The 22,610-nt window shown below is 70.1% G+C and carries 21 protein-coding genes; 10 read left to right on the top strand and 11 right to left on the bottom strand.

The window, feature by feature from the left end; all coding sequences use genetic code 11:
- Positions 1-11: 11 nt before the first annotated feature.
- Genes JOD31_RS10560 through miaB form a run of 4 tightly spaced genes read right to left on the bottom strand, consistent with a single transcriptional unit; the run spans position 12 to position 3,979 of the window.
- Entirely contained in the window at positions 12-1,010 is a 999-nt protein-coding gene (locus tag JOD31_RS10560) for a transporter associated domain-containing protein (RefSeq protein WP_204950270.1), read from the bottom strand.
- 4 nt (positions 1,011-1,014) lie between these two features.
- On the bottom strand, positions 1,015-1,530 hold the full coding sequence (ybeY, locus tag JOD31_RS10565; protein WP_204950271.1) for an rRNA maturation RNase YbeY: 516 nt from the start codon (positions 1,528-1,530) through the stop codon (positions 1,015-1,017).
- A complete protein-coding gene (locus JOD31_RS10570; RefSeq protein WP_428980904.1) occupies positions 1,527-2,597 on the bottom strand; it encodes a PhoH family protein in 1,071 nt (356 codons plus the stop codon). Before JOD31_RS10570 ends, ybeY begins: the two co-directional genes overlap by 4 nt.
- Entirely contained in the window at positions 2,594-3,979 is a 1,386-nt protein-coding gene (gene miaB / locus JOD31_RS10575; protein ID WP_204950272.1) for a tRNA (N6-isopentenyl adenosine(37)-C2)-methylthiotransferase MiaB, read from the bottom strand. The genes JOD31_RS10570 and miaB overlap by 4 nt, the downstream gene beginning before the upstream one ends.
- A gap of 158 nt (positions 3,980-4,137) precedes the next feature.
- On the opposite strand from miaB, the gene JOD31_RS10580 reads away from it, so the two are divergent.
- Positions 4,138-5,199, top strand: coding sequence for an FUSC family protein (locus JOD31_RS10580; RefSeq protein WP_204950273.1), 1,062 nt, complete (start codon positions 4,138-4,140; stop codon positions 5,197-5,199).
- Positions 5,200-5,209: 10 nt separating this feature from the next.
- On the opposite strand, the gene JOD31_RS10585 is transcribed toward JOD31_RS10580, so the two are convergent.
- The 3 genes from JOD31_RS10585 to JOD31_RS10595 all read right to left on the bottom strand — a co-directional run bounded on the left by JOD31_RS10585 (position 5,210) and on the right by JOD31_RS10595 (position 6,852).
- On the bottom strand, positions 5,210-5,623 hold the full coding sequence (locus JOD31_RS10585) for a dihydrofolate reductase family protein (protein WP_204950274.1): 414 nt from the start codon (positions 5,621-5,623) through the stop codon (positions 5,210-5,212).
- A 60-nt stretch (positions 5,624-5,683) separates the two neighbouring features.
- The gene (locus JOD31_RS10590; protein ID WP_204950275.1) at positions 5,684-6,118 is read right to left on the bottom strand and encodes a GlcG/HbpS family heme-binding protein; all 435 of its coding nucleotides are present in this window, start codon (positions 6,116-6,118) and stop codon (positions 5,684-5,686) included.
- An 80-nt stretch (positions 6,119-6,198) separates the two neighbouring features.
- Positions 6,199-6,852: a pyridoxamine 5'-phosphate oxidase family protein gene (locus JOD31_RS10595; RefSeq protein ID WP_204950276.1), complete on the bottom strand. Its 654-nt coding sequence runs from the start codon at positions 6,850-6,852 to the stop codon at positions 6,199-6,201.
- Positions 6,853-7,072: 220 nt separating this feature from the next.
- Here JOD31_RS10595 and rimP point away from each other — a divergent pair, with 220 nt between their 5' ends.
- The 9 genes from rimP (at position 7,073) to JOD31_RS10640 (ending at position 20,306) form a co-directional block, all read left to right on the top strand.
- Positions 7,073-7,822, top strand: coding sequence for a ribosome maturation factor RimP (gene rimP, locus JOD31_RS10600; protein WP_428980905.1), 750 nt, complete (start codon positions 7,073-7,075; stop codon positions 7,820-7,822).
- 5 nt (positions 7,823-7,827) lie between these two features.
- Positions 7,828-9,450 carry a transcription termination factor NusA gene (gene nusA, locus JOD31_RS10605; protein ID WP_204950278.1) on the top strand — a complete coding sequence of 541 codons (1,623 nt, stop codon included), beginning with the start codon at positions 7,828-7,830 and terminating at the stop codon, positions 9,448-9,450.
- A gap of 20 nt (positions 9,451-9,470) precedes the next feature.
- Entirely contained in the window at positions 9,471-10,160 is a 690-nt protein-coding gene (locus tag JOD31_RS10610; protein WP_204950279.1) for an RNA-binding protein, read from the top strand.
- The gene (gene infB, locus JOD31_RS10615; protein WP_204950280.1) at positions 10,157-12,892 is read left to right on the top strand and encodes a translation initiation factor IF-2; all 2,736 of its coding nucleotides are present in this window, start codon (positions 10,157-10,159) and stop codon (positions 12,890-12,892) included. The genes JOD31_RS10610 and infB overlap by 4 nt, the downstream gene beginning before the upstream one ends.
- Positions 12,893-13,035: 143 nt before the next feature.
- Positions 13,036-13,467, top strand: coding sequence for a 30S ribosome-binding factor RbfA (gene rbfA / locus JOD31_RS10620; protein ID WP_204950281.1), 432 nt, complete (start codon positions 13,036-13,038; stop codon positions 13,465-13,467).
- Complete coding sequence (gene truB, locus JOD31_RS10625; protein ID WP_204950282.1) at positions 13,464-14,393, top strand: tRNA pseudouridine(55) synthase TruB; 930 nt, start codon at positions 13,464-13,466, stop codon at positions 14,391-14,393. The genes rbfA and truB overlap by 4 nt, the downstream gene beginning before the upstream one ends.
- 42 nt (positions 14,394-14,435) lie before the next feature.
- On the top strand, positions 14,436-14,705 hold the full coding sequence (gene rpsO / locus JOD31_RS10630) for a 30S ribosomal protein S15 (RefSeq protein WP_020187213.1): 270 nt from the start codon (positions 14,436-14,438) through the stop codon (positions 14,703-14,705).
- A 332-nt stretch (positions 14,706-15,037) separates the two neighbouring features.
- Positions 15,038-17,263 carry a polyribonucleotide nucleotidyltransferase gene (pnp, locus tag JOD31_RS10635; RefSeq protein WP_204950283.1) on the top strand — a complete coding sequence of 742 codons (2,226 nt, stop codon included), beginning with the start codon at positions 15,038-15,040 and terminating at the stop codon, positions 17,261-17,263.
- Between the two features lie 274 nt (positions 17,264-17,537).
- A complete protein-coding gene (locus JOD31_RS10640; RefSeq protein WP_204950284.1) occupies positions 17,538-20,306 on the top strand; it encodes a response regulator in 2,769 nt (922 codons plus the stop codon).
- A gap of 6 nt (positions 20,307-20,312) precedes the next feature.
- On the opposite strand, the gene JOD31_RS10645 is transcribed toward JOD31_RS10640, so the two are convergent.
- The 4 genes from JOD31_RS10645 to JOD31_RS10660 form a co-directional block, all read right to left on the bottom strand.
- On the bottom strand, positions 20,313-20,504 hold the full coding sequence (locus JOD31_RS10645) for a hypothetical protein (RefSeq protein ID WP_204950285.1): 192 nt from the start codon (positions 20,502-20,504) through the stop codon (positions 20,313-20,315).
- Positions 20,505-20,578: 74 nt separating this feature from the next.
- Positions 20,579-21,358: an anti-sigma factor family protein gene (locus JOD31_RS10650; protein ID WP_204950286.1), complete on the bottom strand. Its 780-nt coding sequence runs from the start codon at positions 21,356-21,358 to the stop codon at positions 20,579-20,581.
- Positions 21,345-21,881, bottom strand: a complete 537-nt coding sequence (locus JOD31_RS10655) for a sigma-70 family RNA polymerase sigma factor (RefSeq protein WP_204950287.1) — start codon at positions 21,879-21,881, stop codon at positions 21,345-21,347. The genes JOD31_RS10650 and JOD31_RS10655 overlap by 14 nt, the downstream gene beginning before the upstream one ends.
- 61 nt (positions 21,882-21,942) lie before the next feature.
- Positions 21,943-22,593 (bottom strand): YitT family protein, encoded by a 651-nt coding sequence (locus JOD31_RS10660; RefSeq protein ID WP_204950288.1) that lies wholly within the window; start codon positions 22,591-22,593, stop codon positions 21,943-21,945.
- Between the last annotated feature and the right edge of the window lie 17 nt (positions 22,594-22,610).

Below are 22,610 nucleotides of genomic sequence, written 5' to 3' on the forward strand. Positions count from 1 at the left end.
TCGAAAACGGCTCAGGCCGCGTCCGCGGCGCTCCCGGGCGTATCCGATTCGTCCGTCGCGCGCGCGGGGTCGGTTCCGCCGCGCACGATGCGCACCGACACGACCCGCCGCGGATCGGCCTTCAGCACCTCGAGGCGGTGCCCGCCGGGGCCGGCCACCACGTCTCCCTCCGCCGGCACCCGGCCGGCGAGCGTCACGATCAGCCCGCCGAGCGTGTCGACCTCGTCGATGAAATTCGAGATGTCGAAGGCGGGGCCCACCGCCTCCGCCACGTCCTCCAGCGCGGCGCGGGCGTCCGCCACGAAGCCGCCCTCGCCATCGGCCGCGATCCGCACCTCTTCCTCGTCGTCGTGCTCGTCCTCGATGTCGCCGACGATGGTCTCGACGATGTCCTCAATCGACACGAGCCCGTCGACGCCGCCGTACTCGTCGACCACGAGCGCGAGATGGATGTGCAGCGACTGCATGCGGGCGAGCAGGTCGGTCGCCGCCATGGAGGGCGGCGCGTAGATCACCGGCCGGATCAGGTCGGCGTCGCCGATGCGGGCGGCGACGTCCACCGTCGCGAGGTCGAGGGCCGTTCCTTCGCCCTCGGCGCCGCGGGCGAGGACCGCGAGCGCGTCCTTGACGTGGATCATGCCGCGCGGCTCGTCGAGCGAGCCCTGGTGCACCGGCAGCCGCGAATGACCCGCCGCGGCGAAGGTCGCGAGCAGCTGGCCGAGCGTGATGTCGTCGGACACCGCCACGATTTCGCTGCGGGGCACCATCACGTCGTCGACGCGGGTGCCACGCAGGCCGAGCACGTTGCGAAGCAGCACCCGCTCCTGCGGCGAGACGGACAGATCGGTCTCGTCCGTCTCGTCCAGCGCCTCGGCGAACTCTTCCCGCAGAGTCTGCGGCGCGCCGAGCCCGACGAAGGCCCGCAATCGCTCGATCCAGTTGTCGGAACGCCCGTCGGAGTCGCGGCCGTGGGCGGCGCGTTCGCGGGCGGGGGTGTCGGAGGAAGACATGGGGTCAGACCGTTCGGAGAGTTTCAGGCGCGTCGGCGTAGGGGTCGGCGACCCCGATGCGAGCGAGGGCGCGGGTCTCGATCGCCTCCATCTCCTCCGCCGCGGCGTCGACGACGTGGTCGAAGCCGAAGAGATGCAGCACGCCGTGGACGACGAGATGGGAGAGATGGGCGGAGAAGGGCTTGCCTTCATCCTCGGCTTCGCGGGCGACGGTCTCGTAGGCGAGGATCACGTCGCCGAGCATCGGCGCGTCGGCCATCTGGTCCGGCTCAAAAGCCGGGAAAGTGAGCACGTTGGTGGGCGTGTCTTTAGCTCGCCACGCTGCGTTGAGCTCGCGGACGCGGGCGTCGTCAGCCAGCGTCACCGCAAGCTCCGCGTCGGGGAGGGCGTCAAGCTCCGCCTCGTCGAAGGCGGCGATGACGGCGGCGGCCACAAGCGCCTCGGCGTCGGGGAGGGCGTCCCAGAGTTCGCTGTCGCGCACGGTTTCGAGCGCGACGGGGGGAGATCGATCCGGGCTCATACGCTCGGACTCTCGTGCGCGCCCTCGTAGGCGCGGACGATCCGCGCGACGAGCTCATGGCGCACCACGTCGGCGGCGGAGAATCGCGTCACCCCGATGCCCTCGACGTTCTCGAGCAGGCCGACCGCCTCGGCGAGCCCGGACACTTGGCCCGGCGGCAGGTCGATCTGCGTCGGGTCGCCCGTGATGATCATGCGGCTGTTCTCGCCGAGACGTGTCAGGAACATCTTCATCTGCATGGATGAGGTGTTCTGCGCTTCGTCGAGAAGCACCACGGCGTTGGCGAGCGTCCGGCCGCGCATGAAGGCGAGCGGGGCGATCTCGATCATGCCCGAGGTCATGCCGCGCTCGACCTTCTCGGCCGGCATCACGTCGTAGAGCGCGTCGTAGAGCGGGCGGAGATAGGGGTCGACCTTCTCCTTCATGTCGCCCGGCAGGAAGCCGAGCCGCTCGCCGGCCTCGACCGCGGGGCGGGACAGGATGATGCGGTCGGCTTCGCCGCGCTCGATCAGAGCGGCGGCCCAGGCGACCGCGATGTAGGTCTTGCCGGTGCCTGCGGGCCCGGTCGCGAACACCAGCTCGTGGCGTCCGAGCGAGCGGATGTAGGCGTCCTGGGCCGCGGTGCGGGCGACGATGGTCTTTTTGCGGGTCGCGACCTGGGCGAAGCCGGGGCGCGGGCCGTCGCCGTCGGCGGGAAACAGCTGCCCCTGCGACGCCGCCATGCGGATCGCGCCGTCGACGTCGCCGAGGGCGACGGACTCGCCGCGCTTCACCCGGTCGTAGAGGCTCTCCAGCACCTTGCGGGCCTGGCGGCAGGCCTCGGCCGGGCCGCGCAGCGCCACATGATTGCCGCGCACCGTGGCCTCGATGCCCAGCCGTCGCTCGAGGAAAGCGAGGTTCTGGTCGTGGCTGCCCATCAGGCTCGAGGCGTGCCGGTTGTCGTCGAAGGCGATGGTGACTTCCGCTGGCGAGGAGGTCTCACGGGCGAAGCCGGGTTTGCGCGGGGACGGCGTGGCCGCGTTCCCCCGCAACGGATCGAAACCTTTGACGGTGCTGTCCGCGCTCAAGCGGTCGCCTCCGCGGGCTCACGATGGGTGTCGCGCGCGCCGCCCGCGGGCGCGGCGAACAAGCTGTTGGCGCCGACGTCGGTCACCACGGCGTCGATCACGTCGCCGAGGTTAGCCCCGGGAGCGACGATCTGCACAGGCTGAAGATAGGGGGAGCGCCCGGCGAGCTGGCCCGCATGGCGTCCCGGCCGGTCGAGCAGGACGTCGATGCGGCGCCCGATCAGCGAGCGCGCGAAGGCGGACTGCTGCTCGGAGATCAACGCCTGCAGCCGCTGCAGCCGTTCGTCCTTCACCGTTTCCTCGACCTGGCCGGCCATGTCGGAGGCCGGCGTGCCGGGCCGCGGGCTGTACTTGAAGGTGAAGGCGCTGGCGTAGTCCGCCGCGCGGGCGATCGCCATCGTCGCCTCGAAGTCGGCGTCGGTCTCGCCGGGGAAGCCGACGATGAAGTCGCCGGAGAGCGCCAGGTCCGGCCGGGCGGCGCGCACCTTGTCGATCAGCCGGAGGTATTCGTCGGCCGTGTGCTTGCGGTTCATGGCGGCAAGGATGCGGTCGGACCCGGACTGCACGGGAAGATGCAGGTAGGGCATCAGCTTGGGCAGGTCGCGATGGGCGGCGATCAGGTCGTCGTCCATGTCGCGGGGATGGCTGGTGGTGTAGCGCAGCCGCGCGAGGCCCTCGACCTCGGCCAGGCGTTCGAGCAGGCGCGCCAGCGACCAGGCCCGGCCGTCCGGTCCCTCGCCGTGGAAGGCGTCCACGTTCTGGCCGAGCAGCGTCACTTCGCGTACGCCGGCGGCGACCAGGCGCTCGGTCTCGGCGACGATCTGCGCCACCGACCGGGAGGCCTCCGCGCCGCGGGTGTAGGGCACCACGCAGAAGGTGCAGAACTTGTCGCAGCCTTCCTGCACGGTGACGAAAGCCGTGACGCGGCGGCCCCGGATCGCCTTCGGCGCCGGCCGCGAGAGGTGGTCGAACTTGTCCTCGACCGAAAATTCGGTGTCGACCGGCCGGCGGCCTTCCGCGGCCTCGCGCAGAAGCTCCGGCAGGCGGTGGTAGCTCTGCGGGCCGACGACGAGGTCGACGACCGGCGCACGCTTCAGGATCTCGGCGCCCTCGGCCTGCGCGACGCAGCCGGCGACCGCGACCTTCGGGCTGCGGCCGGTTTCCTGCTTCATCTTCCGGATGCGGCCGAGCTCGGAATAGACCTTTTCGGCGGCCTTCTCACGGATGTGGCAGGTGTTCAGGATGATGAGGTCGGCGTCGTCCGCCGACTGGGTCTCGACGTAGCCTTCGGGCGCGAGCGCGTCGGCCATGCGCTCCGCGTCGTAGACGTTCATCTGACAGCCGTAGGATTTGACGAAGAGCTTGGGAGTGTGGGCTGTCATTCCAGAACGGTCTTTGAAGCTCCGCGGGGCGGCGGAGGCCGCCCGTTCGAACCCCAGCTTTAGCCCGAAACCGCGTGCGAGAGAATAGCGGAGCGTGATCTCGCGGGTCTTCGCGCCGGCGCCGGTCGCGCCATAACGTCATCGACGGGACATATGCGATGCGCCTCACCTTCGCCGACCGGCACGCCGCCGACCTGAAGTTCGCCGCGAAGGTCGCCGTGGCGTCGGCGTCGGCCTTCGTCGCGGCCACGCTACTGTCGCTGCCGCAAGGCTACTGGAGCGTGATTTCGGCGCTCATCGTGGTCCAGACGAGCGTCGGCGGCACGGTGGCTGCGGCCCAGGAACGGGCCGTCGGGACGGTGGTCGGCGCGATCGTCGGCGGAGCCGCGGGCTTTCTCCATCCACAGTCCCTGGTCGCGACCTCGGTCGTGCTGACGGCGACGGTCGCGCTGCTGTCGTTCGCGGCGGCGGGGCGTCCCATGCTGCGGCTGGCGCCGATCACGGCGGCGATCCTGCTGGTGGCCACCGCGAACCAGTCGGGCGCCCTTGTGGTCGCGGCGGAGCGCGTCGCTGAGGTGCTGCTCGGCTGCGCGATCGGCGTGGCGACGACGCTGATCGTGTTCCCCGCGCATGTGGACCGGGATCTCGCCCGCGAGGCGCGCGGCGTGGCGCAGGACATCGCCGCGTTGCTCCGCGGCGCGCCGACCCGCCGTCGCGGACCGGAAGGCGCCCATGCGCTGCTTGGCGCGCAGGACGCGATCCGCCGCAAGCTCGCGGCGCTGGAGAAGACGGTGGCCGACGCGCGCCGCGCGCCCGGCGCCCGGTCGGGCGCGGAGGGACGGGCGGCGCTCGCCCGGACGCTCTGGCGGGTCCGCAACGACGCGGTGGCGGTCGAGCGCGCGTTGAACGCCGCGCCGGACGCGACCCGCCGGCTGGTCGGGCCGCTGGCCGACGCGGTCATCCTGGCGGCCGCCGACATGCTCGACGGCGTCGCCTCCGGCCGCGACGTGACCTCCGAGCGGGATGAGGCCGACGCCCGGCTCGCCGCGCTCGACGACGCCGTGGCGCATCTTCGCGACGGCGAGACTGTTCGGTTGATCGATGTGGCGGCCGCCGTCCCGACCATGGGGCTCGTGTTCGCGCTCAGGAATCTGGTGGGCAACCTGGCCGATCTCTCCGACCGGCTTGGCGAGGCGAAGGAGCGGTTGGCGGTGGAGTGAGCCTCGCGGCTCAGAACTCCAGCGCCTGCCCGCCCGCCAGCAGCCAGGCCGGGTCGAACCAGCGGTCCGCATCCCCGTCGTAGGGGAGGCGGTTGATGTCCCAGTGCCGGATGTACGGCGCATAGGCGCCCCAGGCGACGGGCCCGCCGCCGACGTAGACGATGCGGTCGGGGAAGCGGGCGAGCACGTCGCGCGGCTCCATCGTGCGGTCGGTGACGAACAGCGTGCGGTCGCCGCGGGCGAACTCCGGGATCGCCTCGATGGTCTTGCGGCCCGCGACCAGCACGTGTCCGCGGGTGATGTCGAAGAAGCGCGCGACGTCCTCGACGAAGGGCGCGCGACGGTCGCCCTCCCAGGGGAGCACGCCGTGAAGGCCCATCTGGCCGCGGAGGCCGATGGCGCAGATCGAGCGGACGTCGGGCATGAGCGTGAGGCCTCCTAGGCGCGGCGCAGGTCGCCGCGCCGGCGGTCTTACGGCGTTCGCTCAGGTCCTCCAAGGGTGCGCGGGGAGCTCCGACGAGCCGAGGGCCTCGACGCCTGCGGTCGCCACCGCGTGGTCGTTCTCGACCGAGCTGCCGCTCACCCCGATCGCGCCGATCATGACGCCGTTCTCGTCCACGATCGGCAGGCCGCCGGGGAAGGTGATCAGCCCGCCGTTGGAATGCTCGATCCCGAACAGCGGCGCGCCCGGCTGCGACAGCTTGCCGATCTCGCCGGTGGGCATGCCGAAGAACACGGCGGTTTTCGCCTTCTTAATCGCGATGTCGATGCTGCCGACCCAGGCGTCGTCCATGCGGTGGAAGGCCTTCAGGTCGGCGCCGGAATCCACCACTGCGACGCACATGAAGGTGTTGATCTCGCGGGCCTTCTCGATCGCCTTGGCGATGGCGGCTTCGGCGTTCTCTAGCGTGACGTGCATGACGCCCTCCTGTTCCTGATGCGAGCGACGAACTAGGGCGGAACCATCGGGCTGCGACTGCGACGAAGGAACGACGAGCCTCAGGCGTCGCCGGTCACGAGCTTCGCTTCATAGGAAGGCAGGTCGAGCAGGCCTTCGCTCTCCGCCCGCGCGCGCTCCTCCGGGGGAAGCGTCTCCTGCACGATGTCGAGCCGCTTCCAGGCGGCGAGCGGCGTGGTCTTCCCGGCTTCCGGAACGTATTTCGAGGTCTCGACCCGCACGTGCTTATGGATGTAGCGCGGACAGTTGACCCAGGCCTTGGTCACGTCGACCCGGACCACGTATTTCGCCTCCGGCCACGCCCCGATCAGCGGATCCTCACGCTGCACCCGCGCCGTTCCCTGCACGCGCAGCCGGTGCGGCGTCTCGAAATCGATGAACAGCAGCCCGACCTTGGCCTGCCCCTCGACGTTTCCCATCGAATAGAACATCCCGTTGCCGTCGAAGCCGGGGAAGGCGAGGGCGTTCGGCCCGAGCACCTTCACCACGCCCACCGGCCCGCCTTTGTAGGAGACGGTCGGCATGCCCTCGGGATCGACGGTGGACAGGAAGAAGTAGTCCCGCGAGGCCACGAAGGCCAAGTCCTTATCGCTCAGAGCGTCGGTGACGTGATGTTCGTCAAGGAAGCCTGCGAGCCGGGTCGACCCGAACTCCTCCTGCAGCGCCCGATGCTCGGCCGAATACAGCGAACCCATGATGCGGTCCTCCCGATGACGTTTGTTGTTGTTGGGCCGCATGTCTGCACGGGCGGCCGCGGCCTGTCCATCGGCGGCGGACCGGGGCCGCGCTCTTGCGATCCGCCCGCAAGGCGCGTATATCCGCCTCACTCAATGACATCGTCGACTGGCTCGGATGAGCCCTTCGAGGGTGGGTCCTCCCGGGCCCGCTCCCAAACCTTTTAGCCGAATGGATTTCATGGCCGACGCCATCGCGACCGAGATCGACAGCCCGCTCGACGAACCCCGCCTCGTCACCGAGAGCGGCGTCGACGCGCGCGTGGCGTCGATCGTGGGGCCGACGCTGATGGACCTCGGGTTCCGCCTCGTGCGGGTGAAGTCCTCCGGACGAAACGGCTACACGCTCCAGATCATGGTGGAGCGCCCGGACGGCACCTTCACGGTCGACGACTGCGAGGTCGCGTCCAAGGCGGTGTCGCCGGTGCTCGACGTCGAGGACCCGATCGAAAAGGCCTACCACCTCGAGCTGTCGTCGCCCGGCATCGACCGGCCGCTGGTGCGGGTCTCCGACTTCGCCCGCTGGGCCGGCCACCTCGCCAAGGTCGAGATGGAGATCCCGGTCGACGGCCGGAAGCGCTTCAAGGGCTTTCTCGAAGGCGTCGCCGGCGACAAGGCGATCCTGCGCCGCGACGACGCGGCCAAGGACGAGGTGGCCCGGGTCGAACTGCCGATCGCCGACGTCGGCGAGGCGCGGCTGATCCTGACAGACGAGTTGGTCCGCGAGGCGCTCCGGCGCGCCAAGGCCGCGGGCCGCGCGCCCGAGGACGCCGACGAGGACGTGCCGATGACGGACGACGGCGCGCCGTCTCCGGCTGCGAACGACGAAGACACTGACGCCGCTGCGCCGTCCGGCGCGCGGCCGGCCCGCCGGTGGAGCGGGAATGCGAAGGGGAACGGCGCAAAGCCGGCCCCTAAGGGACGGAGGTGACGTCAATGGCGGTCAGCGCCAACCGGCTCGAACTGCTGCAGATCGCCGAAGCGGTCGCTCGCGAGAAGGTCATCGACAAGAGCATCGTGCTCGAGGCGATGGAGGACGCGATCCAGAAGGCCGCGCGTTCGCGCTACGGCCAGGAGACGGAGATCCGCGCCGAGATCAATCCGAAGTCGGGCGAGATCCGACTGTCGCGGCTGATGCTCGTGGTCGACCTCGTCGACAACGACAACATCGAGATCGCCGTCGAGGACGCGCGCAAGCGCAACCCCGCGGCGCAGCCGGGCGACTACATCGCCGACACGCTGCCGCCGTTCGACTTCGGCCGCATCGCCGCCCAGTCGGCCAAGCAGGTGATCGTGCAGAAGGTGCGCGACGCCGAGCGCGACCGTCAGTACCAGGAGTACAAGGAGCGCATCAGCGACATCGTCAACGGCCTGGTGAAGCGCGTCGAGTACGGCAACGTGATCGTCGACCTCGGCCGCGGCGAGGCCATCGTGCGCCGCGACGAGCTGCTGCCGCGCGAGATGTTCCGCCCCGGCGACCGCGTCCGCGCCTACGTCTACGACGTGCGCCGCGAGCCTCGCGGGCCGCAGATTTTCCTGTCGCGCACGCATCCGCAGTTCATGGCGAAGCTGTTCGCCCAGGAAGTGCCGGAGATCTACGACGGCGTCATCGAGGTGAAGGCGGTCGCCCGCGACCCCGGCTCGCGCGCCAAGATCGCCGTGATCTCGCGCGACGGCTCCATTGACCCCGTCGGCGCCTGCGTCGGCATGCGCGGCTCGCGCGTGCAGGCCGTGGTGCAGGAGCTGCAGGGCGAGAAGATCGACATCATCCCGTGGTCGCAGGACGCGGCCACCTTCATCGTCAACGCGCTGCAGCCGGCGCAGGTGGTGAAGGTCGTCCTCGACGAGGACTCCGAGAAGATCGAGGTGGTGGTTCCCGACGACCAGCTCTCGCTCGCCATCGGCCGCCGCGGCCAGAACGTGCGCCTCGCGTCGCAGCTGACCGGCTGGGACATCGACATCCTCACCGAAGCCGAGGAGAGCGAGCGGCGCCAGAAGGAATTCACCGCGCGCACCCAAGCCTTCATGGAAGCGCTCGACGTCGACGAGACGCTCGGCCAGCTGCTCGCGGCGGAAGGCTTCGCCTCCGTCGAGGAGCTCGCCTATGTCGAGCCGTCCGAGCTCGCGACCATCGAGGGCTTCGACGAGGACATGGCGGCCGAGATCCAGGCCCGCGCTCAGGACTATCTCGCCCGCATCGAGGCGGAGCACGACGCCAAGCGCATCGAACTCGGCGTCGACGACGCGCTCAAGGAAGTGCCGGGCGTCACCACCGCCATGCTGGTCGCTCTCGGCGAAAACGATGTGAAGAGCGTCGAGGATCTCGCGGGCTGCGCCACCGACGACCTGATCGGCTGGATCGACCGTTCCGGCCCCGAGCCGAAGCGGGAGGCCGGCGCGCTCGACGGCTTCGACCTGTCGCGCGACGAGGCGGAGGCCATGATCATGGCCGCCCGCGTCAAGGCGGGCTGGATCGACGAGGCCGACCTTCTGCCCCCCGAGCCGGAAGCGGTCGAGGGCGAAGAGGCCTACGTCGCGGACGGCGAGGCGCGGGTCTGAGCGGAGCGGACGAGGCGGACGTGGCTGAACGCGAGGACGACCGCAAGGCGCCGGAGCGCACCTGCGTCGCCACGCGCGAGGCGAAACCCGTCGAGGACTTGATACGTTTCGTCCGCGCGCCGGACGGAACGGTGGTCCCGGACCTGAAGCGCGAGCTTCCAGGCCGGGGCGTGTGGGTGACGGCGACCGCGGACGCGGTTCGCCTCGCCCTGAAGAAGAAGGCGTTCGCGCGCGGGTTCAAGGACGGCGCGACCGCGGTGGATCCCGCGCTCGATGCGAGCGTGCGCGATTTGATGGAGCGCCAGGCGCTCGCCATGCTCGGCTTCGCCAACAAGGCGGGCCGTGTGATCTGCGGCTTCGCAAAGGTCGAGGCGGCGCTCGCGAAAGAGCCCGTCCTGGCGCTGGTGGAGGCGAACGACGCGGGAGCCGACGGCCTCCGCAAGCTGAGACAGACCGCCACGCGGCTCGGAAAAGGCTCCGGTCTGCGGGTGATGAGCCTGTTTCGCTCAGGTCAATTGGACTTGGCGTTGGGGCGGTCGAATGTGGTACATGCAGCGCTGCTCGCAGGTCCGGTCAGCGCCGCCTTCCTCGCACGATGCGACGCGCTCGCGCGTTATGAAGGCGTAAGCGGCGACGGACCCCCTCCGACGGACGCCGTCGGAGCGACAGTTACAGGCGCGGGCGAGCCCGCGGGAACGGACAAGGCATGACGGATACGAAAAACACGGGCGACAAGACGCTGACCGCTTCGCCGAAGACGCTGACGTTGAAGCGTTCGTCGGAGCCGGGCGTCGTGCGGCAGAGCTTCAGCCATGGGCGCACCAACGCGGTGGTCGTGGAGAAGGTGAAGCGGCGCACGCTCGGACCGGGCGAGACCGCCAAGGCGCCGGCTGCGCCGACGCAGGCGGCGGCTCCCGCCGCCCCGCGCCCGGCCGCGCCCCAGGCGCCCGCCGCGAGCGCGCCGCGTCCCGCGGCGCCGCAGTCTCCTGCAAGTGCGAGCCCGCAGCGCCCCGCGCCGAGCGGACGTCCGAGCGGCCCGTCGCGCGGCGGCGGCCCCGGCGGCATGGTGCTGCGCACCCTGACGAGCGACGAGATGGGCGCCCGCGCCCAGGCGCTCGCCGGCGCTCGCGTCCGTGAGGCCGAAGATCGCAAGAAGGCCGAAGAAGAAGCCCGCGCGCGGATCATCCGCGAGGCGAACGAGGAGCGCGAGCGTCTCGCCGCCGAAGCGCGCAAGCGCGAGGAGGACGCGCGCCGGGCCCAGGAAGACGAGACCAAGCGCCGGGCCGAGGCCGAGGCCGCGAAGCGTCTTGGCGACCAGGCGCCTGCGCCGACGTCCTCGTCTCCGACGGCGTCGCCCGCTCCGTCCGCCGCGTCCCCTGCGGTCCGCCGTCCCAGCGCGCCGACCTCGGCCGCGCCCGGCGGCGTGCGTCGCCCGACGATGGCCGAGCCCGAGGAGCCCGCGCGCGCCGCGCCGCGGCGTCTCGGCGCCGCCCCGTCACGCCCCGTCACGCCTGCAAAGCCGGAGCGCGCCAAGACCGCTCCGACCAAAGAGCGCGGCCGCCTGACCATCGCGACCGCGACGGGCGCGACCGGCGAAGACCGCACCCGCTCCGTCGCCTCTTACCGCCGTCGCGTTCAGCGCATGTCGGGCAAGGGGCACCAGGAGCCCAAGGAGAAGCTGGCCCGCGAAGTGATCATTCCCGAGACGATCACCGTTCAGGAACTTGCGAACCGCATGTCGGAGCGCGCGGTTGACGTGGTGCGCCTGCTGATGAAGCAGGGCGTCATGAAGAAGATCAACGAGTTGATCGACGCCGACACCGCGCAGCTGGTGGCCGAGGAGCTTGGCCACACCGTCAAGCGCGTCGCCGAGTCCGACGTTGAGGAAGGCCTGTTCGACGCCGCCGATGTGGACGGCGAGGCCGTGACGCGGCCTCCGGTCGTCACCATCATGGGCCATGTCGACCACGGCAAGACGTCGCTGCTCGACGCCATCCGCCACACGGCGGTGGTGAAGGGCGAGGCCGGCGGCATCACCCAGCACATCGGCGCCTATCAGGTGACCTCGCCGCTTGGCGGCAAGATCACCTTCATCGACACGCCCGGCCACGCCGCCTTCACCGCCATGCGCCAGCGCGGCGCGCGCGCCACGGACATCGTGGTGCTGGTGGTGGCCGCCGACGACGGCGTCATGCCGCAGACCGCGGAAGCGGTGAACCATGCCCGCGCCGCGGGCGTGCCGATCATCGTGGCGATCAACAAGATCGACAAGCCGGACGCGAACCCGCAGCGGGTCCGCACCGACCTGTTGCAGCATGAGATCCAGGTCGAGTCGCTCGGCGGCGAGACGCTGGAGGTCGAGGTGTCGGCCAAGGCCGGGACCAACCTCGACAAGCTGCTCGAGGTCATCCAGCTGCAGGCCGAGCTTCTCGACTTGAAGGCGAACCCGGATCGGGCCGCCGAGGGCATTGTGATCGAAGCCAAGCTCGACCGCGGCCGCGGTCCGGTCGCGACCGTGCTCGTCCAGCGCGGCACGCTGAAGCAGAGCGACATCGTCGTCGCCGGTTCCGAATGGGGCCGGGTGCGCGCGCTGGTCGACGACCAGGGCGCCACGCTGACGCAGGCGGGACCCTCGACCCCGGTCGAGATCCTGGGCTTCAACGGCGCGCCGGAGGCGGGCGACCGCCTCGCGGTGGTCGAAAACGAAGCCCGCGCCCGCGAGATCGCCGATTATCGTCAGCGCCAGAAGCGCGAGCAGGCCGCGGCGCGCGCCACGGTGCGCGTCTCGGGCCTCGAGCAGATGATGTCGCAGATCAAGGTGGCCGGCAAAAAGGAGTTCCCGCTCGTCATCAAGGGCGACGTGCAGGGCTCCGTGGAGGCGATCGTCCAGGCGCTGGAGAAGCTCGGCAACGACGAGGTGGGCGCTCGCGTCCTGCTCTCAGGCGCCGGCGGCGTGACCGAAAGCGACGTGATCCTGGCCGCGGCCTCGAACGCGGCCGTGATCGGCTTCAACGTCCGCGCGCTGAAGGAAGCTCGCGACGCCGCCGACCGCACCGGCACCGAGATCCGCTACTACAACATCATCTACGATCTCGTGGACGACATTAAGTCCGCGATGTCCGGGATGCTGTCGCCGGAGCGGCGCGAGGACTTCCTCGGCAACGCCGAGATTCGCGAGATCTTCGCGGTGTCGAAGGTCGGCAAGATCGCCGGCTGTCTCGTCACCGACGGCGTGGTCCAGAAGGGCGCCAGCGTGCGCCTCATCCGCGACAACGTGGTCATTCACGAAGGCAAGCTCTCGACGCTCAAGCGCTTCAAGGACGACGTCCAGGAAGTCCGCGCCGGCACCGAGTGCGGCATGTCCTTCGAGAACTACCAGGACATGCGCGCGGGCGACGTCATCGAGTGCTACCGCGTGACGGAAGTGAAGCGCACGCTCTAAACGCGTCCGACGTTCGAACCGTTTGCGACCCGCGGCTCACGCCGCGGGTCGTTCGTTTATCCGCTCACGGCCGGTCCGATCCCGGCCCTGACGGCGCAGCTGGCGAAGCCAGCCGCCGCATAGGCGCATGAGGAACAAGCCAAATGTCCCGTTCTCCCGGGGGCTCTAAAGCCCCGTCGCAACGCATGCTCCGCGTGGGCGAACTCGTGCGCCATGCGCTGGCCGACGTGCTGCAGCGGCGCGAGATTCCCGATCCCGTGCTCGAGAAGCACGTCGTCACCGTGCCCGAGGTGCGGATGACGCCGGATCTCAAGCTCGCGACCGCCTATGTCATGCCGCTCGGCGGCAAGGACGTGAAGAAGGTGCTCACGGCGCTCGAGGCCAACCGCAAGCAGATCCGCATGCTGGTGGTGAAGCGGCTGGAGTTGAAGTCGGCGCCCGACATCCGCTTCCGCGTCGACGAAAGCTTCGAGCGTGGCGCGCAGATTGACGCCCTGCTGCGTTCGCCCGAGGTGAAGCGCGACCTCGAGGCCGACGACGACGCGTCGCCGGACGGGCCGGAGGACGGCCGGTGAGCCGCCGCAAGAAGGGCCTCGAAATCTCGGGCTGGCTGATCCTCGACAAGCCGATCGGCGTCACCTCGACCCATGCGGTGTCGAAGGCGCGCTGGCTCTACCAGGCGAAGAAGGCGGGCCACGCGGGCACGCTCGATCCGCTGGCCTCCGGCATTCTTCCGATCGCCTTCGGCGAGGCGACCAAGACCGTGCCCTACGTGATGGACAGTCGAAAGGTCTACCGCTTCGAGGTGCTGTGGGGCGTCGAGACCGACACCGACGACGCCGAGGGCGAGCCGATCGCGAGCTCGGACGTCCGGCCGACCGTGGAGCAGATCCGCACGCTGCTGCCGTCGTTCCACGGCTCGATCGAGCAGACGCCGCCGAAGTTCTCGGCGATCAAGATCGACGGCCAGCGCGCCTACGATCTCGCGCGCGAGGGCGAGGAGGTCGAGCTCGCGGCGCGCACCATCGAGGTGCATCGGCTGGAGCTGGTCGAGACGCCGGGGCCGGACCGCTCGGTGTTCGAGGCCGAATGCGGCAAGGGCACCTATGTCCGCGCGCTCGCCCGCGACATGGGCCGGGCGCTCGGAAGCCGCGGCCACGTGACGGCGCTCCGCCGCACCGTGGTCGGCGGGTTCACCGAAGAGGACGCGATTTCACTGGACGAACTGGAGCAATTGCGACAGGGTGCCGCCGGCGAGCATGGTCTCGCTGACGCTCTCCTTCCGGTCGAGACGGCGCTGGACGACATCCCGGCGCTCGCCGTCAATCGGGCGGAGGCGGCTCGGCTGCTCAATGGGCAACCGGTGCTGCTGCGCGGACGGGATGCCCCGACCTTCCAAGGTACGGTCTCCGTGACGACCGACGGCGCGTTGATCGCGCTCGGCGAGATCGAACGCGGCGAACTTCATCCCCGACGCATCTTCCACATCGCGCGGCCCTGAAGGCCGGGCGACGCCTAAAACCGATCGAACGAGAGAGACCCGATGTCGATCACTCCAGAACGCAAGCAGGAGCTCGTCTCCGAGTACGCCACCAAGCAGGGCGACACCGGCTCGCCGGAAGTCCAGGTCGCGATCCTCACCGAGCGCATCTCCAACCTGACCGGCCACTTCAAGAGCCACGCGAAGGACAACCATTCGCGTCGCGGCCTGCTCAAGCTCGTCAGCCAGCGCCGTTCGCTGCTGGATTACGTGAAGGGCAAGGATCACGCTCGGTACCAGAGCCTGATCGAGCGTCTCGGCATCCGCCGCTGACGCCACGCTGAAGGGCGGTCGCCGATCGACCGCCATCCGCCTGTCATGCGACGGTGAGACGAGCATGACGGAGACCGCAGACGGCGGCCTCCCAAGGCGACCAAGACGATAAGGGTGGTCGGCGCATGGGGCGCCGGCTCACGCCACGAACGAAGGGACCCGGGACGCCATCGGGCCCGAACGTCATGGGGCAGGATCGCAGGGCGCTTTCCCGGCCGACGTCGCGAGACGACGGCCCGAGTTCGCGGAGAAGCGCCGCGCCGTCTTGCCCATGGCCTTCACGACGCCCGACGGCCTCCTTGACGGTTCCAGACCGCAAGGACTGATTTTGCATGTTTGAGATCCACCGCGAAAAGATCGAGTGGGCCGGCCGCACGCTGACGCTCGAGACCGGGCATGTCGCCCGCCAGGCCGACGGCGCCGTCCTCGTGACCTACGGCGACACCACCGTGCTCGCGACCGCCGTGTCGGCGAAGTCGCCGAAGCCCGGCATCGACTTCTTCCCGCTGACCGTGAACTACACCGAGAAGTACTACGCCGCCGGCCGCATCCCGGGCGGCTACTTCAAGCGTGAGCGTGGTCCGACCGAGAAGGACACGCTGACCTCCCGCCTGATCGACCGCCCGATCCGTCCGCTGTTCGCTGACGGGTACAAGAACGAGACGCAGGTCGTCATCACGGTTCTCTCCTACGACCTCGAGAACGACGCCGACATCGTCGGCATGGTCGGCGCCTCCGCCGCGCTGACGCTCTCGGGCGTGCCCTTCATGGGCCCGATCGGCGGCGCGCGTGTCGGCTACATCGACGGCGAGTACGTGCTGAACCCGGTCCAGGACCGCATGGCCTCCTCGGCGCTCGACCTCGTGGTCGCCGGCACACAGGACGCGGTGCTGATGGTGGAGTCGGAGGCCAAGGAGCTCTCCGAGGACGTCATGCTCGGCGCCGTGATGTTCGGCCACGCCGGCTTCCAGCCCGTGATCGACGCGATCATCCGCCTCGCCGAAAAGGCCGCCAAGGAGCCGCGCGACCATCAGGTCGCCGACGTCTCCGAGCTTGAGGCCAAGCTGCGCGAGCTGGTCGAGGCCGACCTCCGCGACGCCTACAAGATCAAGCGCAAGCAGGATCGCCAGGACGCCGTGAGCGCCGCCAAGAAGAAGGCGCTCGCCGCCCTCTCCGGCGAAGGCGTCGAGAACCCGGTCGAGCCGCTGAAGCTCGGCGCGGTGTTCAAGGAGCTCGAGGCCAAGATCGTCCGCTGGGGCATCCTGGACGACAAGATCCGCATCGACGGCCGCGACCTCACGACGGTTCGTCCGATCCTCGCGGAAGTCGGCGTCCTGCCCCGCACGCACGGCTCGGCGATCTTCACCCGCGGCGAGACGCAGGCCCTTGTGGTCGCGACCCTCGGCACCGGCGAGGACGAGCAGTTCATCGACGCGCTCTCGGGCACCTACAAGGAGCGCTTCCTGCTCCACTACAACTTCCCCCCCTACTCGGTGGGCGAGACCGGCCGCATGGGCGCGCCCGGCCGTCGTGAGATCGGCCACGGCAAGCTCGCCTGGCGCGCGATCCACCCGATGCTGCCGGAAGTGACGGAGTTCCCCTACACGCTCCGCATCGTGTCGGAGATCACCGAGTCCAACGGCTCGTCGTCGATGGCGTCCGTCTGCGGTGCCTCGCTCTCGGCCATGGACGCCGGCGTGCCGCTGAAGCGCCCGGTCGCGGGCATCGCGATGGGCCTCATCCTCGAGGGCGAGAAGTTCGCCGTGCTCTCCGACATCCTCGGCGACGAGGATCACCTCGGCGACATGGACTTCAAGGTGGCCGGCACCGATCAGGGCGTCACCGCGCTCCAGATGGACATCAAGATCGCCGGCATCACCGAGGAGATTATGAAGGTCGCCCTCGCCCAGGCGAAGGACGGCCGTCTCGGCATCCTCACCGAGATGTCGAAGGCGATCGAGGCCGGTCGCACCGAGCTCGGCGAGTACGCGCCGCGCATCGAGGTCATCAAGATCCCGACCGACAAGATCCGGGAAGTGATCGGCACCGGCGGCAAGGTCATCCGCGAGATCGTGGAGAAGACCGGCGCCAAGGTGAACATCGAGGACGACGGCACCGTGAAGGTCGCCTCCTCGGACGGCAAGGCCATCAAGGCCGCGCTCAACTGGATCCGCTCGATCGCGTCCGACCCGGAAGTCGGCGTCGTTTATGACGGCACCGTCGTGAAGGTCGTCGAGTTCGGCGCCTTCGTGAACTTCTTCGGCGCCAAGGACGGTCTCGTCCACGTGTCGCAGATCAGCCGCGAGCGCGTCGCCAAGGTCTCGGACGTCCTCAAGGAGGGCGACAAGGTCAAGGTGAAGCTCATGGGCTTCGACGACCGCGGCAAGACCCGCCTGTCCATGAAGGTCGTCGACCAGGAGACCGGCGAAGACCTCGAGGGCAAGGGCGGCGCCGAGGGCGGCGAAGCCCCGGCGGCCGAGGCCTCCGAGGGCGGCGAGGAGCGCTCGGGCGGTCGTCGCAGCGGCGGTCGCCGCCGCCGCGAAGAGGCGGCTGAGTAAGCCAGCCTCGCGCTGACCGATGATTGAAAGCCCGCCGGCGGCGACGCCGGCGGGCTTTTTCATGCCGCCGCAAAGCCGCAGGCGCGTGGTGGAGGATCTCGGACATCCATGTTTATCCAGTAATTGCCCCGATCTGGACGAGCGGGCGCCGCAGGCGCTAACTGCTCCGATGGGATGCGGCGCGCGTCCCCAGGCTCCTGCGCCTCGACGATCGAGCCTGCCGCGCCCCCGGCCCGTTCCCTGGGTCTCGCCAATGACGGACCACATGAGCTCTATGACCGGACCCGTCGCTTCGGACTGGCCCCACGGGGGAGGCGACGTCGGCCGCCTGATGCGCGTCCCGGGTTTCGAGGCGGCGGGCCTCGGCCCTGTGGACGCCTGGCCCGGCGCTCTGCGATCCCACGTCGACACGATGCTGGCGTCCCGCCAGTCGATGTACGTGGCCTGGGGGCCGGATCTCGCCTTTCTCTACAACGACGCCTACGTGCCGATCTTCCCGGAGCGCCATCCCGGCGCCCTCGGCCGGCCGTTCTCGGAGGTGTGGTCCGACGTCTGGGCGCAGTTCGGCGGCACGATCGCGGGCGTGCTGGGCGGCGAGCCGGCCCTGTTCGAGAACCTGCCGATCCCGATGATGCGGGCCGGCCGTCTCGTCGATACCTGGTTCACCTTCTCGTTCACGCCGCTGCGCGGAGACGGCGGCGCGATCGACGGCCTCCTCTGCATCACCACTGAGGTGACCGAGGGCGTGCTGGCGGCCCGACGCGAGCAGGAGGCGCTTGCGGCCCTGAAAGCGCGCACGGACGCGTTGGCGACGGTTAACCGGGCGGGCGTGGCCATCACGTCCGAGCTCGACGTGCAGCGTGTCGCCCAGACCACCGTGGACGCGGGCGTCGCCCTCACCGGCGCGGAGTTCGGCGCATTTTTCTACAACACCAAGGACGAGCGCGGAGGGGGTTATAGGCTCTACGCCCTGTCCGGCGCCGATCCGGAGGCCTTCGCGAGCTTTCCGCAACCGCGAAACACCGCGCTGTTCGCCCCCACCTTCGGCGGCGAAACCGTCGTGCGGTCGGACGACGTCACCCGCGACCCGCGCTACGGCCGCAACGCTCCCCACGCAGGGATGCCGGACGGGCACCTCCCCGTGCGCAGCTATCTCGCGGTGCCGGTGAAGTCGCGGTCGGGCGAGGGGATCGGCGCGCTGCTCTTCGGTCATGGCGAGCCGGCGCGGTTTGACGCGGCGGCTGAGGCGAGCCTGCTCAGTCTCGCGGGTCAGGCGGCGGTCGCGATCGACAACGCGCGCCTGTTCGCGCAGCTCGAGCGCCAGCTGCGGCACCGGGCGCGGGCCGAGGATCAGCTGCGTCAGCTCAACGAAACGCTCGAAGCGCGGGTCGCGTCCGAGATCGTGGACCGAAGGCTGGCCGAGCGGGCGCTTCAGCAGGCGCAGAAGATGGAGACCATCGGAAAGCTCACGGGAGGCGTCGCGCACGATTTCAACAACCTGCTGCAGGTGATCTCCGGCAATCTCCAACTGCTGACCCGGGACGTGGCCGGAAACGAGCGCGGCGAGCGGCGGGTGGCCAACGCGCTCGCCGGCGTATCGCGCGGCGCGAAGCTCGCGAGCCAGCTCCTGGCCTTTGGCCGACGGCAGCCCTTGGCGCCGAAGGTCGTGAACGTCGGCCGCCTGATCGCGGGCATGGACGACATGCTGCGGCGCTCGATTGGCGAGGCCGTCGAGGTCGAGACTGTCGCGAGCGCCGATCTCTGGAACACGCTGATCGATCCCACGCAGGTCGAGACCGCGATCCTGAACCTCGCCATCAACGCCCGCGACGCCATGAACGGCGCCGGCAAGCTGACGATCGAGGCCGGCAACGCCGTGCTCGACGCGGACTATGCGCGGCGCCACAGCGAGGCGAGCGCGGGTCAGTACGTGATGGTGGCGGTCACCGACACTGGCTCCGGCATGACGCCGGAGGTGCTCGAGCAGGTGTTCGAGCCGTTCTTCTCGACAAAGCCGGAGGGCAAGGGGACGGGGCTCGGCCTGTCGATGGTCTACGGCTTCGTCAAGCAGTCCGGCGGGCACATCAAGCTCTACAGCGAGCCGGGCCAGGGCACCGCCGTGAAGCTCTATCTGCCGCGGGCGGATCAGGTCGAAGACGTGCAGGTCGCGCTGGACGGAACCCCGGTGCGCGGCGGAACCGAGACGATCCTGGTGGCGGAGGACGACGAGGAGGTCCGCGCCACCGTCGTCGAAACGCTCGGCGACCTTGGCTACCGGGTGCTGACCGCCAAGGACGCCGCGAGCGCTTTGAGCGTGGTCGAAAGCGGCGTCCCGATCGACCTGTTGTTCACCGACGTGGTGATGCCGGGAACGCTGAAGAGCCCCGAGCTCGCCCGCAGAGCGCGCCTGCGCCTGCCGAACCTCGCGGTGCTGTTCACCTCGGGCTACACCGAAAATTCAATCGTGCACGGCGGCCGGCTCGACGCGGGCGTGGAGCTGCTGTCGAAACCCTACGCCCGCGAGGCGCTGGCGAGGAAGATCCGGCACGTGCTGGCGAACCAGGCCCAGCGGACGCAAGCCGCCGCGCCTTCGGCTGCTTCGGAGACGGCCGCCGCGGTCGAACCCGCGGGCGCGCTCGAGGACGCCGCGCCGTTGACCGTCCTGCTGGTCGAGGACGACGCGCTGATCCGCGCGAACGCGGCGGAGATGCTCCACGGCTTCGGCCACGTCGTCGTCGAGGCCGGCAGCGCGGAAGAGGCGGACGCGGCGCTCCAGACCGTGCCGGTTGATGTGTTGATGACCGATCTCGGGCTGCCCGGCGTTTCGGGCGGAGCCTTCGCGGCGCGTGCCCGCGCGCTGCGGCCCGGCGTGGGCGTGGTCTTCGCCACCGGCAGCGACCACGCGCCCGAGGTCGACGGCGAGGCGCCGCTTCTGCTGCGGAAGCCCTACGACGCCGAAGCGCTCAAGGCGGCGCTCGCCGCCGCGCGGCCCGCTGTCGCGGGACCGACGAAGGCCGCCTCCGCGCTCGTCCGGGAAGACTGACCGAGCCTAGTCTTCGACGCGGCGTGGGTGGACGTCGTGAGGGCAAAGCCGCCTGAGCGCGGACAGTGGCGAAGGCACGCGGCCGCCCATGGCGCGCAGCAGCCCGACGACGTTGCCCCGTGGCCGCGGCGGCGCCGTCTCGGCGAGGGTCTCCTCGATGAACTCGTCGACGCGACCGGCGCACAGCGCGTCGCGCAAGCGCGACCTGCCGGGTGTCGGCCGCTCCGTCTGCGCCGCCGGCGCCGGGCGGCGAAGGACGATGACTTCACCCCTCATTTGCGCCGCCGCGCCAGATCGCCCGCGACCTCGACGAGGCCGCCGGCGTCCACGCCGGGATTCGCCACAAGGACGTAGCCGACCTCGCCCTTGCGCCAGAAGGCGGCGGTCGCGCCGTCCGTCTGCGCGATCGCAGCCGGCTCCGTACGCCGGTCGCCTGGGCGGGACGCGTAGAGCGAAAGGACCCCGAAGGGCTCGGTCGCGAGCGTCATCTGGACGCTCGGTCCGTAAGTCGAGGGAAACACCTGGACGTCGAGCGCCTTCCAGCCCGACGGCAGCCGCGGCATCATGATCGCCGTCGCCGACCGCACCTCGTCCGGATCGTAGTCCGGCGCCTCGATCTGGGACCGCATCTCGCCGCGAAGCAACGCGGTGCGATGGGCCATGACCGCTTCGGACACGAAGGTCGGCGGCTGCGTCGACGCGGAGACCTTGCTGACGAGCAGATTGTCCAGCTGCTCGTTCGCGACCCAACCCGCGCCGATCAGCAACAGAACGGCCGCGGCGCGCCGGAAGCCGGAGAACCGCGTGTCCAACCAGGCGGCGCGCTGCAGGCGGCGCGCGCCCGCAAGAGACCCCGCCGTCGGGGTGGGAACGTTTGCGAAGGCGAGCCTCAGCTCGTCGCGCGCGCGAAGATCCGCCATCACCCGGCTGGCGAGAGCGGGGTGGCGAGCGAGATGGCCCTCAACCTCCACCCGCCGCCCGGCCGGCAGTTGGTCGTCCACATAGGCGTCGAGATCGATCTCGGACATCTGGTCGTCGTCAGCGCTGGTCATCCGAACCTCCAACGAGCCGCAGGCGCACCGGACCCGAAGACGCGACGGTCTCCGGCGCCCGCAGCGCGGCGCGCGCGCGGCCGAGCCGCGACATCAATGTGCCGATGGGCGCGCCGATCGCGGCGGCGGCCTCCTGATAGGAAAGGCCCTCGATCGCCACGAGGTGCAGCGCCGCGCGCTGATCCTCGGGAAGGGCGTCGAAGCGTGCGCGCACCTCGGAGAGGCGCACGGCGTGCTCCTGCGGCGCGTCGAGCGCCGTCGCCACCGCCTCGCTCACCTCGAGCCGGGTCAGCTCCGCGCGCCGGCGGCGAACGCCGTCCACGAACACGTTGTGCAGGATCGTGAGCAGCCAGGGCCGCAGAGCCATGTCGGGGCGAAAGCTCGCCCGCCGCTCCAACGCGCGGGCGAGCGCTTCCTGCACCAGATCGTCCGCGTCGCCGTGGGGGCCGGCCAACGCCCGGGCGTAGCGACGCATGGGGTCAAGCTCCCCTGTCACGTCGAACCCGCGCGTCGGTGTTTTCATGATGCGTTTACGGAGCCGGCCGGCGGTTTAATCCCGGCGTTCCCAAAAAAATGCGTCGCGGTCAGAATCCTGCGTAGCGGCCGGGCTTGTGGTTCAAGACGAGCACAAGGCTCAGCGTCAGGGCGCTCAGCACCGAGAGCGCCAGATGCTCGAGGTCGAGCACCGTCGCGGCCGCCGCGAGCACCAGGAAATCGGTCAGGGCCTGGACGTGGCCCGCCCGCATCCAGCCGCGCTCCTGGGCGTAGAGCGCAAGCGCGCTCGTGCCGCCGACGCTCGCCCTGTGGCGGGCCAGAGCGAGCACGCCCATGCCGAGCAGCACGCCGCCGGCGAGGGCAGCGAACACGCCGTTCTTCGACTGCAGGGCGAAGACGTGCGGCGCGAGCGCGCCGAATCCGGCGAGCATCGCGTTGACGATCAGGGTCTTCAGGGTGAACTCGCCGCCCATGGTGCGGTAGACGAGCGCGTAGAACGGCAGGTTGACCAGCAGAAACAGCACGCCTGTCGGCCAGCCCAGCGCGAAGTGCAGGATCAGGGCGATTCCCGCAACACCGCCGGTGGCGAGCCCGGCCGCCTGCAGCAGCGCTAGGCCGAAGCCGATCAGCAGCACCGCGATGCAGAAGGCGAGGGCGTCCTCCAGCCGCGTGTGCTTGCGCGCGTCGCCCCGCGGCTTCAGCTTTTCGGCGAGGCGGGCGGCGGGCTTGCTGATGTCCATGGCCGCAGCAAGCCACG

Source organism: Methylopila capsulata, assembly GCF_016907975.1.
GTDB classification, from domain to species: domain Bacteria; phylum Pseudomonadota; class Alphaproteobacteria; order Rhizobiales; family Methylopilaceae; genus Methylopila; species Methylopila capsulata.

Bases quoted from the DNA above. Each gene is read 5' to 3' on its own strand.
- JOD31_RS10585 (WP_204950274.1), bottom strand. From the start codon at position 5,623: ATGCCCGACGTCCGCTCGATCTGCGCCATCGGCCTCCGCGGCCAGATG.
- JOD31_RS10560 (WP_204950270.1), bottom strand. From the start codon at position 1,010: ATGTCTTCCTCCGACACCCCCGCCCGCGAACGCGCCGCCCACGGCCGC.
- ybeY (WP_204950271.1), bottom strand. From the start codon at position 1,530: ATGAGCCCGGATCGATCTCCCCCCGTCGCGCTCGAAACCGTGCGCGAC.
- JOD31_RS10660 (WP_204950288.1), bottom strand. From the start codon at position 22,593: ATGGACATCAGCAAGCCCGCCGCCCGCCTCGCCGAAAAGCTGAAGCCG.
- rimP (WP_428980905.1), top strand. From the start codon at position 7,073: ATGGCCGACGCCATCGCGACCGAGATCGACAGCCCGCTCGACGAACCC.
- JOD31_RS10580 (WP_204950273.1), top strand. From the start codon at position 4,138: ATGCGCCTCACCTTCGCCGACCGGCACGCCGCCGACCTGAAGTTCGCC.
- nusA (WP_204950278.1), top strand. From the start codon at position 7,828: ATGGCGGTCAGCGCCAACCGGCTCGAACTGCTGCAGATCGCCGAAGCG.
- JOD31_RS10590 (WP_204950275.1), bottom strand. From the start codon at position 6,118: ATGCACGTCACGCTAGAGAACGCCGAAGCCGCCATCGCCAAGGCGATC.
- infB (WP_204950280.1), top strand. From the start codon at position 10,157: ATGACGGATACGAAAAACACGGGCGACAAGACGCTGACCGCTTCGCCG.
- rpsO (WP_020187213.1), top strand. From the start codon at position 14,436: ATGTCGATCACTCCAGAACGCAAGCAGGAGCTCGTCTCCGAGTACGCC.
- JOD31_RS10650 (WP_204950286.1), bottom strand. From the start codon at position 21,358: ATGACCAGCGCTGACGACGACCAGATGTCCGAGATCGATCTCGACGCC.
- rbfA (WP_204950281.1), top strand. From the start codon at position 13,036: ATGTCCCGTTCTCCCGGGGGCTCTAAAGCCCCGTCGCAACGCATGCTC.
- pnp (WP_204950283.1), top strand. From the start codon at position 15,038: ATGTTTGAGATCCACCGCGAAAAGATCGAGTGGGCCGGCCGCACGCTG.
- miaB (WP_204950272.1), bottom strand. From the start codon at position 3,979: ATGACAGCCCACACTCCCAAGCTCTTCGTCAAATCCTACGGCTGTCAG.
- JOD31_RS10655 (WP_204950287.1), bottom strand. From the start codon at position 21,881: ATGAAAACACCGACGCGCGGGTTCGACGTGACAGGGGAGCTTGACCCC.
- JOD31_RS10640 (WP_204950284.1), top strand. From the start codon at position 17,538: ATGACCGGACCCGTCGCTTCGGACTGGCCCCACGGGGGAGGCGACGTC.
- JOD31_RS10595 (WP_204950276.1), bottom strand. From the start codon at position 6,852: ATGGGTTCGCTGTATTCGGCCGAGCATCGGGCGCTGCAGGAGGAGTTC.